The 12,885-nt window shown below is 54.8% G+C and carries 12 protein-coding genes and 2 pseudogenes; 8 read left to right on the top strand and 6 right to left on the bottom strand.

Annotated elements, in window-relative coordinates; all coding sequences use genetic code 11:
• The first annotated feature begins 185 nt into the window (after window positions 1-185).
• Both CGL_RS12270 and CGL_RS12265 read left to right on the top strand, forming a co-directional pair.
• The gene (locus tag CGL_RS12270; protein WP_011015151.1) at window positions 186-1,397 is read left to right on the top strand and encodes a L,D-transpeptidase; all 1,212 of its coding nucleotides are present in this window, start codon (window positions 186-188) and stop codon (window positions 1,395-1,397) included.
• Window positions 1,398-1,584: 187 nt separating this feature from the next.
• Entirely contained in the window at window positions 1,585-2,829 is a 1,245-nt protein-coding gene (locus tag CGL_RS12265; RefSeq protein WP_003860847.1) for an alpha/beta hydrolase, read from the top strand.
• Here the strand turns inward: CGL_RS12265 and orn are convergent.
• From orn to CGL_RS12250, 3 genes are all read right to left on the bottom strand, one after another.
• Window positions 2,826-3,485, bottom strand: coding sequence for an oligoribonuclease (gene orn / locus CGL_RS12260; RefSeq protein ID WP_011015149.1), 660 nt, complete (start codon window positions 3,483-3,485; stop codon window positions 2,826-2,828). The genes CGL_RS12265 and orn overlap by 4 nt on opposite strands.
• 9 nt (window positions 3,486-3,494) lie before the next feature.
• Entirely contained in the window at window positions 3,495-4,295 is an 801-nt protein-coding gene (cmrA, locus tag CGL_RS12255) for a mycolate reductase (RefSeq protein ID WP_011015148.1), read from the bottom strand.
• A 73-nt stretch (window positions 4,296-4,368) separates the two neighbouring features.
• Window positions 4,369-5,121, bottom strand: a complete 753-nt coding sequence (locus tag CGL_RS12250) for a hydroxypyruvate isomerase family protein (protein ID WP_011015147.1) — start codon at window positions 5,119-5,121, stop codon at window positions 4,369-4,371.
• A 125-nt stretch (window positions 5,122-5,246) separates the two neighbouring features.
• Here CGL_RS12250 and larC point away from each other — a divergent pair, with 125 nt between their 5' ends.
• Window positions 5,247-6,431, top strand: a complete 1,185-nt coding sequence (gene larC, locus CGL_RS12245) for a nickel pincer cofactor biosynthesis protein LarC (RefSeq protein ID WP_011015146.1) — start codon at window positions 5,247-5,249, stop codon at window positions 6,429-6,431.
• A gap of 522 nt (window positions 6,432-6,953) precedes the next feature.
• Here larC and larB read toward each other — a convergent pair.
• Together larB and CGL_RS12235 are read right to left on the bottom strand one after the other, a co-directional pair.
• Window positions 6,954-7,832: a nickel pincer cofactor biosynthesis protein LarB gene (gene larB, locus CGL_RS12240; RefSeq protein WP_011015145.1), complete on the bottom strand. Its 879-nt coding sequence runs from the start codon at window positions 7,830-7,832 to the stop codon at window positions 6,954-6,956.
• A 31-nt stretch (window positions 7,833-7,863) separates the two neighbouring features.
• A pseudogene (locus tag CGL_RS12235) lies at window positions 7,864-8,487 on the bottom strand (aldehyde dehydrogenase family protein); the annotation flags it as partial.
• A gap of 243 nt (window positions 8,488-8,730) precedes the next feature.
• On the opposite strand from CGL_RS12235, the gene CGL_RS12230 reads away from it, so the two are divergent.
• From CGL_RS12230 to CGL_RS12220, 3 genes are all read left to right on the top strand, one after another.
• Entirely contained in the window at window positions 8,731-9,294 is a 564-nt protein-coding gene (locus tag CGL_RS12230; protein ID WP_011015143.1) for a helix-turn-helix transcriptional regulator, read from the top strand.
• Window positions 9,295-9,470: 176 nt separating this feature from the next.
• Window positions 9,471-9,740, top strand: coding sequence for a hypothetical protein (locus CGL_RS12225; protein ID WP_003860878.1), 270 nt, complete (start codon window positions 9,471-9,473; stop codon window positions 9,738-9,740).
• Window positions 9,741-9,774: 34 nt separating this feature from the next.
• Window positions 9,775-9,912: a hypothetical protein gene (locus CGL_RS12220; protein WP_158024313.1), complete on the top strand. Its 138-nt coding sequence runs from the start codon at window positions 9,775-9,777 to the stop codon at window positions 9,910-9,912.
• 179 nt (window positions 9,913-10,091) lie between these two features.
• On the opposite strand, the gene CGL_RS12215 is transcribed toward CGL_RS12220, so the two are convergent.
• Window positions 10,092-10,844: a tyrosine-type recombinase/integrase gene (locus tag CGL_RS12215; protein ID WP_227747730.1), complete on the bottom strand. Its 753-nt coding sequence runs from the start codon at window positions 10,842-10,844 to the stop codon at window positions 10,092-10,094.
• Here CGL_RS12215 and CGL_RS12210 point away from each other — a divergent pair.
• Both CGL_RS12210 and CGL_RS12205 read left to right on the top strand, forming a co-directional pair.
• A pseudogene (locus CGL_RS12210) lies at window positions 10,773-11,522 on the top strand (glycosyltransferase); the annotation flags it as partial. The gene CGL_RS12215 and the pseudogene CGL_RS12210 overlap by 72 nt on opposite strands.
• Window positions 11,523-11,727: 205 nt before the next feature.
• Window positions 11,728-12,858 (top strand): ABC transporter ATP-binding protein, encoded by a 1,131-nt coding sequence (locus CGL_RS12205; RefSeq protein ID WP_011015140.1) that lies wholly within the window; start codon window positions 11,728-11,730, stop codon window positions 12,856-12,858.
• The last annotated feature ends 27 nt before the right edge of the window (window positions 12,859-12,885 follow it).

Genomic DNA, 12,885 nt, shown 5'->3' with positions numbered 1-12,885 from the left:
AACGATTTGATTACTCAGGGAATGTTCGTTTAGTTTCCATCGTTTTCGCTAGTAGCGTGTTGTTTTAGTTTTTGTCAGTTTCTTAGGTTTCTAGCAGTTCTCCGCCTTGGTTTTCACCGCACGGAGGGGGCTTACAGAACTGGCGCTTTTTAAGTTGTGGCAATTTTGCCAGAAGGGCGTAACAGGTGCGGGTTTTTCGTGGTAGGCGCGGAGCAGTAGCAGGATCTTTTCTTGCAGTGCTGGCAATTGGTTCACTGGCGCTTACGGGTTGCACAATTGAACGAAGCGATGCGCAGGAGCAATCCTCGCAGCAAAGTACAGAAGTTGAAGCTGAAGAAGCTCAAGCTCCTGTGATTTCTGTTGATGATGGTGATGAGGATGTGGACCCTTCGGAATCTGTCATCGTAAAGTCGATGGGTGACGGTCTGAGCAAGGTCACCATGACTAATGAAGAAGGCTATGAGGTTGAGTCAGAGCTTTCTGACGATGGCCGTAGCTGGACCACTGCGGAAACCCTTGGCTACAACCGCACGTACACCATTAAGGCAACCGATAAGAACGGCGAGACCGCTACTGCGTCTTTTAGTACTGCAACCCCTGCAGCTACCACAAACGTGGCGCTTTCTCCGCTGGCTGATTCTGTCGTTGGTGTTGGCCAGACTATCGGTTTCCGTTTTGGTTCCCCTGTGAAGGATCGCAAGGCGGCTCAGGATGCTATTACTGTGACAACTTCACCAAAGGTGGAGGGTGGCTTTTACTGGTTGAACAACAGTGAGTTGCGCTGGCGTCCAGCGGAGTACTGGGAGCCAGGTACTGAAGTTACGGTCGAGGCTGACATTTACGGCAAGGATCTCGGCGGCGGTGTCTGGGGCGAAACTGATAACGCCACCAACTTCACCATTGGTGACAAGGTTGAGGCTGTGGCAGATGATGCCACCAAGACCATGAGTGTGTACAAGAACGGTGAGTTGCTGCGCACTATGCCGGTATCCTTTGGTCGTGACACCTCTGAGTGGGCAACGCCAAACGGTACCTACATCATTGGTGATCGCAATGAGTCGATGATCATGGACTCCACCACCTTCGGTCTGGGATATGAGGAGGGTGGCTACCGCACTCCGGTGAAGTACGCGACCCAGATGTCCTATTCTGGAATTTACGTGCACGCAGCACCGTGGTCTGTAGGTGCGCAAGGTAGCTACAACACCTCACATGGTTGCATCAATGTATCCACCGAAAATGCTCAGTGGTTCCAGGAGGCCGTGAAGCGCGGTGACATTGTGACCGTGAAAAACACCATCGGTGAGACTTTGAGTGGCTACGACGGACTGGGGGACTGGAACATTCCATGGTCTGAATGGAGCAAGGGGAACGCGGATCAAACTTCGGCGTGGTAACTGCGGAAGTCGCAGGTAAAATCAGTGGGTAGATATTAATATTGCCTGCATTAATCGTCTGAACTAGACTAACAACCTGTTTTTAAAACCGGCGGTCGTCTTCGTGGCAAGAAAGCGCGGAGTATGCCTGCCGGTTGCGCACGTTTAAAGCGAAATACATGTAATGACCAGGCCAAGGGGAAACTAGATGCCACCGTTGAGGCAGACAAAAACGTGGGTGGACCGCAATGGGTCCGCTCATGTGGAGTTGTCGCCAACCGTGCCACCGCAAACCCCCAAACGTCACATGCGCATCCAAAGCCCCATGGAAATTTCCTGGAGTGAAGCGGTGCGCGAAGGCGGGGAGCATTCCGCTCGCCGCTGTGGTGACATGGCTGTGTCCGCGTTGGCTAAGCCGAATCCCATCATTGACGATGATCCGGAAGGCAACCCCGATGTTTGCATGTATACCTGGATCGTTGAGTGTCCCGGCGCTACCGCAGTGCTGCTATGGATCAATGGGGTTTTTGATCACGAGCGCATTGAAGAATCTGAAATGACCCGCCTCGAGGGCTCTGATCTGTGGATTCTCAGCTTGCGTATGCCTTCCGATTGGCGAGCCAGCTACACCGTCAACGCCTGGTCTGGCGACGGGGTTGCGCCATGGCGTGAGGCGGGCGATCGGATGCATATCCGCAAAGCCGCGATGTCGGGTGGGCGTCCGGATTCCCGCGCGATGGGTCATATCATGGATTCCTCGCTCGTTGAAGGCCCTGATGCGTTGCCGGACTGCTGGGTTGCGGCGTCGACAAGCGTAAAAGTCGTGGAAGAAACCGTCGCCGGCGAGCATTTCTGGTTCTATGAGGCGCCGGTCAAGGCGCCGCTGCTGGTGCTGTTTGATGGCCAACACTGGAACAACAGCATGAATCTGCCTGCGCAGGTCGATGCGGCCATCGCCATCGGCTTGCTGCCGCCGGTCAGCCTGCTCATGATCGATTCCGTCAACACCGAACGCCGCTGGGATAGTGTCGGCGTGCCAGGTGGGCAGGTTGATGTGCTTATCGACGCCCTCCTCCCGCACGTCCGCGAAACCTACAACGTTTCCGCGCGCGGCGAAGACACCATTGTCACCGGTGCAAGCTTCGGCGGCCTGGCGTCCCTGTGGGCTCTTGCGCTTTCCGACGGCGAAGTCGGCCACGCAATCGCGCAATCGCCAAGCCTGTGGCGCTTCAACGTTGCCGACGCGCTTTCTGCAGCAGAGCAGTGGAGCTCAATCCACCTGCAAGCTGGAAAATACGAAGGTGAAATGCTGCGCCTGTCGCATCAGCTCGCCGAAGATCTCTCCGGCGACATCCGCGAGGTTCGTGTGCGCGGCGTGCATGGCGGCCACGATTGGGCCTGGTGGCGGGTGCATATGCTCACCGAACTCACCAGGCTGCTTAAAACCCTCTAATCAAAGTAGGGTGCAAAACGGTCCACCGCTGCCTGCGCATCATCTGCGCACTGCTCAGAGGTAGGACCAGGCTCTGCAACAAAAAATGAGCGACGGTAGTAATCCAACTCCCGAATCGACTCCACAATGTCCGCCAACGCGCGGTGCGCCAAACCCTTCTCCGGCTGCTTGTAGTACACGCGTGGGTACCAGCGACGCGCCAATTCCTTCACCGAGGACACATCCACCATGCGGTAATGCAGGGCCTCATCAAGACGTGGCATATGTTCGCGGATAAACGCGCGGTCAGTGGCAATGGAGTTACCAGCTAGCGGTGCAGGATGGGCTGGATCGCAGTGCTTTTCAATCAATGCGAGCACAGCATCTTCGGCTTCCTTCAACGTGACCGCGGATTCCCGGATCTGCTCAGTCAGCCCAGAGGATTCGTGCATGTTGGTGACAAAATCATCCATCTGCGCGAGCTCTTCTTCAGTTGCGTGAACAACCAAGTCCACGCCCTCGCCCAAAACGTTGAGGTTAGCGTCAGTGACCAACGCCGCAACCTCCACGATCACGTGGCGCTTCAAATCTAGACCAGTCATTTCCAGATCGACCCAGACCAGACGGTCATCGCGAGCTGCGACTGCTGGTGTTGTGTTGTTTTCAGATTCAGACACTTTTAAAAACTAACCCATCTTCTTATAAACCCAGCCCATAACAGGGGAGAGCACAGCGGTTGGAGCAACAGAGGACACAAAATTCATGGCCTTGGACAGCGGACCTGGAACAACGCGACGCTGATTCTTAGACAGCGCACGCAAGGTCTCTGCGGAGCAGGACTCATAGGTGGTCCACAAGAAATCAGGGACAACCTTGTCCACGATCGACTTCTCAGACTCAGGGATCTCCGCCTCACGGACAGGTCCCGGTGCGAGCAAAGTACACGCCACACCAGTTCCGCGCAGCTCATAATGCATTGCCTCGGTGAACGCGTTCACGCCAGCCTTGGTGAGCACATACGTGGCGTTGTTGGGGATTGGCACATTGCCAGCCGCAGATCCCACATTGCAAATAGCGCCCGTGCCACGGTCAATCATGCCACCCAACACCGCGTGGGTGAGCTCAAAAACGGCTGTGGCATTAAGTGAGAACTGGGCAGTCTCATAAGACCAATCCTGGTCCTTGAACGGCCCAAAGCTTGCGATGCCAGCAGAGTTAATGATGATGTTGATTTCCCTTGTCTTGATCTCATCGATCAACACCTTGCGGGCTGGCTCATCACTCAAATCCACCGGGCGGACCTCAACGATCACGCCGTGCTTCTTCTCTAGATCTGCGGCGATCTCTTTGAGGACATCCTCGCGGCGAGCAACCAAAATGAGGTTGTGCCCATACCGCGCCAAATCTTTGGCGATGGCGAGGCCAATGCCTTGGCTTGCCCCAGTAACAAGTGCTCGAGCGCTCTTGCTGGGTAGTGGTAACGCCATGTCAGGCTCCTTCGTGGCTTCTTTAAAACGTTCGTGGTTAATGGTACGTCATGGGTACGACACCACTTACGATCTAGAGCTCCAACCAGCCCAAACCGGCTGTAGTTTCACCAGCAGGGTGGTATTCGCCAGCGATGACACCGTCATATCCCAGTTCGCTTAGGAGTTGGAAGATATACGCCGCATTGACTTCGCCAGTGCCAGGTTCGTGTCGATCAGGAACTGAGGCCACTTGCACGTGTCCCAAAAGACCTGCGCCATGAACCTCGCGCAGGCGGCGGGTGAGATTGCCATGAATCTGCTGAAGGTGGAAAGTATCGAATAAGATCTTCACATTGGGGTGGGCAATGCTGTCGATAAGCCAATACGCCTGCTCTAAAGTGTGCAGGAAATAACCGGGAACCGAATAGTGATTAATTGGTTCAATAACAACGACAACGTCGAGCTTGTCTAGTTGCTGCGCAGCCCAGCGAATATTCTCCACATAGCGCGCCGTGGTTTCTGAGGTTACGTCCGCGATGCCAGCCATGACATGCATCTTCTTTGGCTTCAACACTGTGGCGTACGTGATGGCCTGCTCGATGGATTGTTGAAAGTCTTCAGGGGAAGCCAGTGCCGCAAGACCAAAAGTATCCCCAGGTGGGGCATTGAACAGTTCAATGGGCAGACCTGCGGAATCAGCACGCTGTTTAATCTCTTGAACATCGAAATCGTAAGGGTACTGAAACTCCACGGCACTGAAAGCATGCTTCGAAGCGGCATCAAAACGATCCAGGAAATCTAGCTCAGTAAAAGTCAATGACAGGTTGGCAGCAAATCGAGACAAGATAAGAAGCTCCTTCAATGTGATGTGCCTTGAGTCTAATTCTTCCGCCCCTGCGATGGGTTTAAGCTGGACTGATAAACCTTTTGTGAACCGAATTTTTTAACTGATTTGAAGAAGCGAGAATAATGGGACTGTGGATCGATGCAACCGCTGGCGTTGCAGGGGATATGTTGCTGGGAGCACTCATTGATGCAGGTGCAGAACTAGAAAAAATCCAACAGGTTGTGGAAGCAGTCATCCCCGGTGACGTGCTCTTGCGCACCGAAGAGGTAGTGCGCCAAGGCCAACGAGGCATCAAGCTGCATGTGGACGCACAACATGAACACCATCATCACCGCCACTTAAGCACCATTAAAGAACTGCTTGTCAATGCTGACATCCCTGAACAAACCAAGCAGGATGCCTTAGGCGTTTTTGAACTCATCGCTATCGCTGAAGGAAAAGTCCACGGCATCGAGCCGGAGAAAATCCACTTCCATGAGGTAGGAGCTTGGGATTCCATCGCAGACATTGTGGGTGTGTGCGAAGCGATCAGGCAGCTTAACCCAGGTTTGATTGCTGCATCTCCGATTGCTTTAGGATTCGGACGCATCAAGGCAGCTCACGGAGATATTCCAGTGCCAGTTCCAGCCGTGGCAGAGCTGGTGAAAGGCTGGCCCACCCAAACCGGAGCTCTTATGGAGAGCACCGAACCTGTTGGTGAATTAGCCACCCCAACTGGTGTTGCGTTGATCCGTCACTTTGCCACCCAAGATGGCCCTTTCCCAGGTGGCATCATCAATGAAGTTGGCATTGGTGCAGGAACAAAAGATACAGAAGGCCGTCCAAATATAGTGCGCGCAATTTTGTTCAACACCTCTAGGAGTAACCCAGATACCCGCACACTGGTGCAATTAGAAGCCAATGTTGATGATCAAGACCCACGGCTGTGGCCAGGAGTAATAGAGATCCTCTTTGCCGCTGGCGCAGTAGATGCATGGCTGACTCCAATTTTGATGAAGAAGGGCCGTCCTGCACATAGGGTGTCAGCATTGGTGGATAGCTCCGAGGTGGAAGCAGTGAAAACCGCATTATTTGCAGCCACCACGACTTTTGGGATCAGATCATGGGAAGTCGAACGAGAAGGCTTGGACCGTCGTTTCGAACAAGTCGAGGTGGACGGACACACCATCAACATCAAAATCGGTTCCCGTGATGATCAAGTAATCAGTGCACAGTCCGAGTTTGAAGATATTCGGTCTGCAGCGGTGGCCTTGGGAATTTCAGAGCGGGAAGTTGTGGCAAGAATTCCGCAAGGCACCACCGAGTAACAACCAAAAGGTCGACTGCTTCTAATTTGTGGTTACGCTGGACTGGGCAGACGATTTCTCCACAATCAAGGCTGAGGGACCTGTGCTTTTGGTGGTATAGCCTTCGATGGGATTCTATTGCGACGAATCGACCGTCCTTACGGAACGTTGATGCATGCCGAGTTCAGCATCGATGACAGTGTTGTTATGAGTGGTGGTGGCGCTACCGCTGCAGTATCGACTGCTGCACATATACACCGTATGTTCAGGACGCCCGATCCGCTTCCACACGGGCTATTAAGGCAGGAGCGTCCGTTCTCCAAGAGCCTGTCCGCAAGAATGAGGACGACGACCTCCGCAGTGGAGTTAAGGAAGCTTCGGGCAACTTGTGGTGGATGCGATGCAGTAAACGCCTTCCGGTCTCCACTCTCGGTTTGAGGTTCGGGTTCCAACAGTCGACGGGCCCTGTGCGTGTCACCTTGATCGGAGCATGTTGTCAATGACAAATTCCATGATGCGCTGAGTTCGTCTCCTGCGAAACCCTTACCTCGCCGCAATCTGCGCAGCCAGGTGTCCTGCTCCATAGCCGTTATCAATGTTGACCACTCCAACTCCCGGCGCGCAGGCGTTAAGCATGGTCAGAAGTGGTGCGATTCCTCCAGCACCTGCGCCGTATCCCACGGAGGTTGGCAGTGCGACGACAGGTGCGGACACTAAGCCTGCGACAACTCCGGGTAGCGCACCATCCATTCCAGCGGCAACGATGAGCACGCCCGCAGCGCGGAGTTCTTCTTCGTATGAAAGCAGGCGGTGGATGCCAGCCACTCCAAAATCAACAATCAGTGAGGTGGAGCGCCCCAAGTAGGAGGCAGTGTGTAGTGCTTCCTTTGCTTGGGGGAGATCAGAGGTACCAGCCGCGACAACCAACACGCTTACTCCCGAAGCCTCTGGGGGAGTTGCTGGGTATGCCAGGAAACCCGCATCCGCATCGTAGAAAACATCATCAAGGGTGTCGATGATGGCCTCTGCCTGCTCTTTTGTTGCACGGGTAAACAAAGTAGTGTGCCCGGCATCGCGGGTGCATGCGAAGTTGCGGTCATAGAATTTCTCACAGTACGCAGGCTTACCGCCCAAACACTTCAAGCACTGGCCACAAGAGTTGAATCCCAGCACTACCTTGTCATCTGGTTTCACCGAGGTGACTGCAGAACCCACGGCGACAACTACTCCGGCGCCTTCGTGGCCGAAAACTGCGGGAAGAAAAGTTGGGTAAATCTGATCACGAACAATTGCGTCAGTGTGGCGCACTCCGGCAGCAATAACACGGATTTGAACTTCATCTGGTCGTGGTGCATCCAGATCAATGGTGGTGATCTCAAAAGGTTGCTTCGTGGCACGAACAATAGCAGCAAGGGTTTGCATTTTTACTCCTTATATATAGGTGCAGTTTGGATTAGAGATAAATGGTTTGGGTTTCTTGGTAGGAAGCAAGACCTTCGGGGCCGAGTTCTCTGCCAAGGCCACTGTTTTTCACACCTCCAAATGGTGCGGCGGGATCAGGGATATAGCGGTTGATGCCAATGGTTCCTGTGTGAACTCGGCGGGCCAATGCAGCGCCGCGCTCGGGATCGCTCGTCCAGACAGTTCCGCCGAGACCGAATTCGGAATCGTTGGCTAGTTGGATGGCGTGTTCATCGTCTTGGTAGGAAACAACAGAGGGCACCGGTCCGAAGATTTCATCTTGGGCAATGGCTGCGCGATTGTCTACATCGGCGAACACTGTTGGCTCAACGAAGAATCCGGCGTCAAGATCTCGTGGACGGCTGCCACCGACAGTGATGCGGGCTCCAGCATTTTTGCCTTGGGAAATGTAGGATTCCACGCGCTCACGCTGCCGGGCAGTCGCCATCGGTCCGATCTGAGTGTCAGGGGAGGACGTGACTCCAACCTGCAGGCTGCCAGCGAAAGCGGTGAATGCATCGACTACTTCCGCGTAACGTGATTTTGGAGCAAGGATTCGGGTACCAAGGAAACAGGTTTGCCCATTGTTGAGCAGGGGAGAGGTGAACTGGGCTTCCACTGATCTTGTACAAGGTGAGCTCAGGAATTCAGCCTTGGGTAACGTAACGACATTCAAAATTGCCGGAACACTACAGGCATTGAAACGCACTCTGTTAAAGTATGTGCACTGAAATCCGAGACCATGGTGCTCACCCGGGATGGAGAGCCAGATTTGCGACTGCAACCCGGGGAGATTGCAATTTATGATACTGCGATTCCATATGAGTTACATTTCTATGGACAGTGAGATTGCACTGTCATGACTGTATCCCGCGAAGAAGTGTCCCTGCCGAGCCGAACTCTGAACAATGCCTTCCGGAAGTATTTTCCAATTCCCGATGTAGGGTCAGTGCTGACTCAATTGATTGAATCATCGATTTTCGACAACGTTGCGAGCAGGGAGTCCTCTGAATTTCTCGGCCATGCTGCCATCGATCTACTTGCTGGCCTTGTCTATGAAAAAGCCACTCCCTATGCTCCAGATGAAGCACTTAGAGTGGCAGTTTATGGCTATATTCGGGAGAACCTTGGATCCTCACAACTTACGGTCGCAGCTGTAGCCGGGGCGCATAGAATCGCGGTTCGTACGTTGCATCGATTATTTGAAGGCGAAGCATACGGAGTAGCGGAATTAATCCGACACCTCCGATTAGAGGCAGTATATGAAGACCTTCGGGATCCTCGCCTCCAGAACCTGACCATTTTGGCTATCGGCATGCGCCACGGCATTTCCAGCCAAGCTCATTTAACAAGACTGTTTCGCGCTAAATATGGGGTACCGCCGGCAGAGTTTCGCCGAGGGTATATTAATAGCGCTGCTTGAGGGCACCGCAAGCGTGGCGCTGGAGGTGGGCGTCGATAAGCGAAGAATCTTTTGACCTGACGTTGCGGGCATAACGTTGAGTTTATGAGCGCGTACAACATTGCCCGAGAGTTTTTGACGGATATACCCGTGCCCTGCTCGATCGTGATGCGAAGGCTATCTCTGATTTCTACGCGGTGCCTGCGCTGATCGAGTTTCCTGAACTGGCTATCGCGGTATCCGATGCCAACCAGACCGAAGAGTTCTTTGCCGGTGCTTTTGACCAGTACGAGGGAGTCAGGGTTACACGGGCAGTCGTGGAGGTCGTCGCAGCAACCAGTCATAGTATCTGGGCTGATGTCACTTGGAATCATCAGGGCGGAGCACCGAACGAGCGGAACATGTACCAACTCATCCGCACTGGGGATGACTGGAAGATCGCTGTTTTGACGCCACTGGATGAATGAACGACCTCTTGGCAGTGGCAGGTCAGAAAGGCCAATGATGAGCGCTTCGAACAAGATGATCAGCGACTTCATGGCTATCGCGGAGCGCACCGCAGTTGTGGCCCAAATGTGGCCAAAAACCGGCCACAGACAACAAAGCAGGCCAGGACGTTTAATTAAAAACATGTCCTGACCTGCTAGTTATTAGGGGTGGCTGACGGGGCTCGAACCCGCGACACCCAGGGTCTCGGTATGAACTTAGGGCACATGCGGGAATGGTAGGGAACATGCAGTGTGTGGGCGTTTTATGTTCCTTGGTGTTCCGTGTGATTCCCGCAAAATCCCGAGCCTTACGCGTAGTCTTAAGCGTAGTTACGCGTAGGCGCGCTTGACTTGTCTCATGAGTGATTCAATATTTTGGCGGTCGTTGTAGTACTCCTCAGCTACCTGCTCGGTGTGGCCGAAAATGGCGGCGCGTGTAGCTGGGTCCATCACGTCCGCGTACACACCGTGCAGCGTCGCACGCCAGGAGTGGCTTCGGAGGTCTTGAAGAGTCTTCACGCCTGTAGCTTCTGCAATTTGCCGGTATAGCTCGGGCACCTTGTCATCTGCGTTCGTCGCGTCCCAGGGCCTCGCGGTCGTCGTCGGTGAGCCTACGATGAAATGCTCGTCGTCCTCGCGGTGTGTACGCAGGTATTCCGCTACGTCGGCCCTCAGGATAGGGATATACCGCCCTCTTTCCTTGCCTTTTCGCCCCTTGACAATATCGGCGCTGGCATTAATGAGCATGCCATCGTCACCGTCGATGATGTGCTTCCACTGCAATTGATTGGCTTCGGCAATTCTCAGCCCTGAAACGGCTTGGAGGAGAGTGAGCCGCACAATGCGGGCATGGATGTTCTTGGTGCTTTGTCGGATGTTCTTGTGCTTGGTGGGGGTTAACAGTGGCTCGGTATCCCGCGTTAACAGATGCTTAATGACGGCATCCCATTCGGGTTTTGTGAGTGTGCGGCGGCCTGACTTCTTGGGCTTCGGTGCTGCAATATCTAGGTTCACGCCCCGGATGGCACCGGAGAGGCTGCAGACAAGCTCGCTGCTGAGGATTCTCACCTGCACGTGCTGCACCGCGAAGGCAAGGGTGGCCTTCTTGGCGCTTATATCGCCGGCTTCGAGTGGGGCCTAGAGAAGGATTACCATGTTCTGTGCGAAATGGATGCCGACGGCTCCCACGCACCAGAACAGCTCCACCTCTTGCTTGAGGAAATTGAAAAGGGCGCAGATCTGGTCATTGGCTCCCGCTACGTACCGGGTGGAGAGACAGTGAACTGGCCTGCCAACCGCGAACTGCTGTCCCGCTTGGGCAACAAGTACATTTCTGTTGCCCTGGGTGCCGGCATCAATGACATGACTGCCGGCTACCGTGCTTTCCGGCGTGAGCTGCTTGAGCACCTCGACTTTGAGGAGCTTTCCAACGCCGGATACATCTTCCAGGTGGACGTTGCCTTCCGCGCCATCAAGGATGGCTTCGATGTCCGCGAGGTTCCGATCACCTTCACCGAGCGCGAGCTTGGTGAATCCAAGCTGGACGGCTCCTTTGTCAAGGATTCCCTGCTCGAAGTAACCAAGTGGGGAGTGGCTCACCGCTCCGAGCAGATCAGCGATTTCACATCGGAAGTATCCAAGATCGCCTCCCGCACGGTCAAGGACATGGAGCTTGGCCCTAAGGCCACCACGGCCAAGAACGCTGTACCGGACTTCGTTTCCGAAGTCTCTAACCTAGCTAAAGGCACCTTCAAGAAGTAACTCGATGCCCGCGGCGTCTCATCCACGCCCATGAATTAGAAGAACTAAGCCCGGAAGCCACGGCATGGCTTCCGGGCTTTGTCATAGGGTCCAAACTAGTGCTAATGTCATAGGCAGCACTCTAGATGGCGCACAGTGACTCACTTCACTGTTTCTCACACTACGGATCGTTCGGCACGTACCTGCCGATGGAGGAGATTCTGCAATGGCAACCGTAACGTTCAAAGATGCTTCCCTAAGCTACCCGGGAGCAAAGGAACCCACCGTCAAGAAATTCAACCTGGAAATCGCCGATGGCGAGTTCCTCGTCCTCGTCGGCCCTTCCGGCTGTGGTAAATCCACCACGCTGCGCATGCTGGCCGGTTTGGAAAACGTTACTGACGGTGCCATTTTCATCGGAGACAAGGACGTTACCCACGTTGCACCGCGTGACCGTGACATCGCCATGGTTTTCCAGAACTATGCTCTCTACCCCCACATGACCGTGGGCGAGAACATGGGCTTCGCACTGAAGATCGCCGGCAAGTCCCAAGACGAGATCAATAAGCGCGTCGACGAAGCCGCCGCCACTTTGGGCCTGACCGAATTCTTGGAGCGCAAGCCGAAGGCCCTGTCCGGTGGTCAGCGTCAGCGTGTGGCCATGGGCCGCGCCATTGTTCGCAACCCGCAGGTCTTTCTCATGGATGAGCCGCTGTCTAACCTCGATGCCAAGCTGCGTGTTCAGACCCGTACCCAGATTGCAGCCCTGCAGCGCAAGCTTGGGGTTACCACCGTTTACGTCACCCACGACCAGACGGAGGCCTTGACCATGGGTGACCGCATCGCGGTGCTGAAGGATGGCTACCTGCAGCAGGTTGGCGCGCCCCGAGAGCTTTATGACCGCCCCGCCAACGTCTTCGTCGCCGGCTTCATCGGCTCCCCAGCCATGAACTTGGGCACCTTCTCGGTCAAGGATGGTGACGCTACCTCTGGTCACGCTCGCATCAAGCTTTCCCCGGAAACCCTCGCCGCCATGACGCCGGAGGATAATGGCCGCATCACCATTGGTTTCCGCCCGGAGGCACTGGAGATCATTCCGGAAGGCGAGTCCACCGATCTTTCCATCCCAATCAAGCTCGACTTCGTGGAGGAACTCGGTTCCGATTCCTTCCTCTACGGCAAGCTGGTAGGCGAGGGCGACCTTGGATCCTCCAGCGAGGATGTCCCCGAGTCCGGCCAAATCGTCGTCCGCGCTGCTCCGAACGCCGCGCCTGCTCCGGGCAGTGTTTTCCACGCACGCATCGTGGAGGGCGGCCAGCACAACTTCTCGGCGTCGACTGGCAAGCGCCTCCCTTAAGCCCGCGTACCGGCTACCCCGAGGCAC

Source organism: Corynebacterium glutamicum ATCC 13032, assembly GCF_000011325.1.
GTDB lineage: Bacteria > Actinomycetota > Actinomycetes > Mycobacteriales > Mycobacteriaceae > Corynebacterium > Corynebacterium glutamicum.
This window is presented reverse-complemented; position numbering and strand designations above follow the sequence as displayed.

What these genes read in the sequence shown, in the direction of transcription:
- larB (WP_011015145.1), bottom strand. Translation starts at nt 7,832, where the DNA reads ATGCAAACCCTTGCTGCTATTGTTCGTGCCACGAAGCAACCTTTTGAG.
- CGL_RS12265 (WP_003860847.1), top strand. Translation starts at nt 1,585, where the DNA reads ATGCCACCGTTGAGGCAGACAAAAACGTGGGTGGACCGCAATGGGTCC.
- cmrA (WP_011015148.1), bottom strand. Translation starts at nt 4,295, where the DNA reads ATGGCGTTACCACTACCCAGCAAGAGCGCTCGAGCACTTGTTACTGGG.
- CGL_RS12230 (WP_011015143.1), top strand. Translation starts at nt 8,731, where the DNA reads ATGACTGTATCCCGCGAAGAAGTGTCCCTGCCGAGCCGAACTCTGAAC.
- CGL_RS12205 (WP_011015140.1), top strand. Translation starts at nt 11,728, where the DNA reads ATGGCAACCGTAACGTTCAAAGATGCTTCCCTAAGCTACCCGGGAGCA.
- larC (WP_011015146.1), top strand. Translation starts at nt 5,247, where the DNA reads ATGGGACTGTGGATCGATGCAACCGCTGGCGTTGCAGGGGATATGTTG.
- CGL_RS12220 (WP_158024313.1), top strand. Translation starts at nt 9,775, where the DNA reads ATGATGAGCGCTTCGAACAAGATGATCAGCGACTTCATGGCTATCGCG.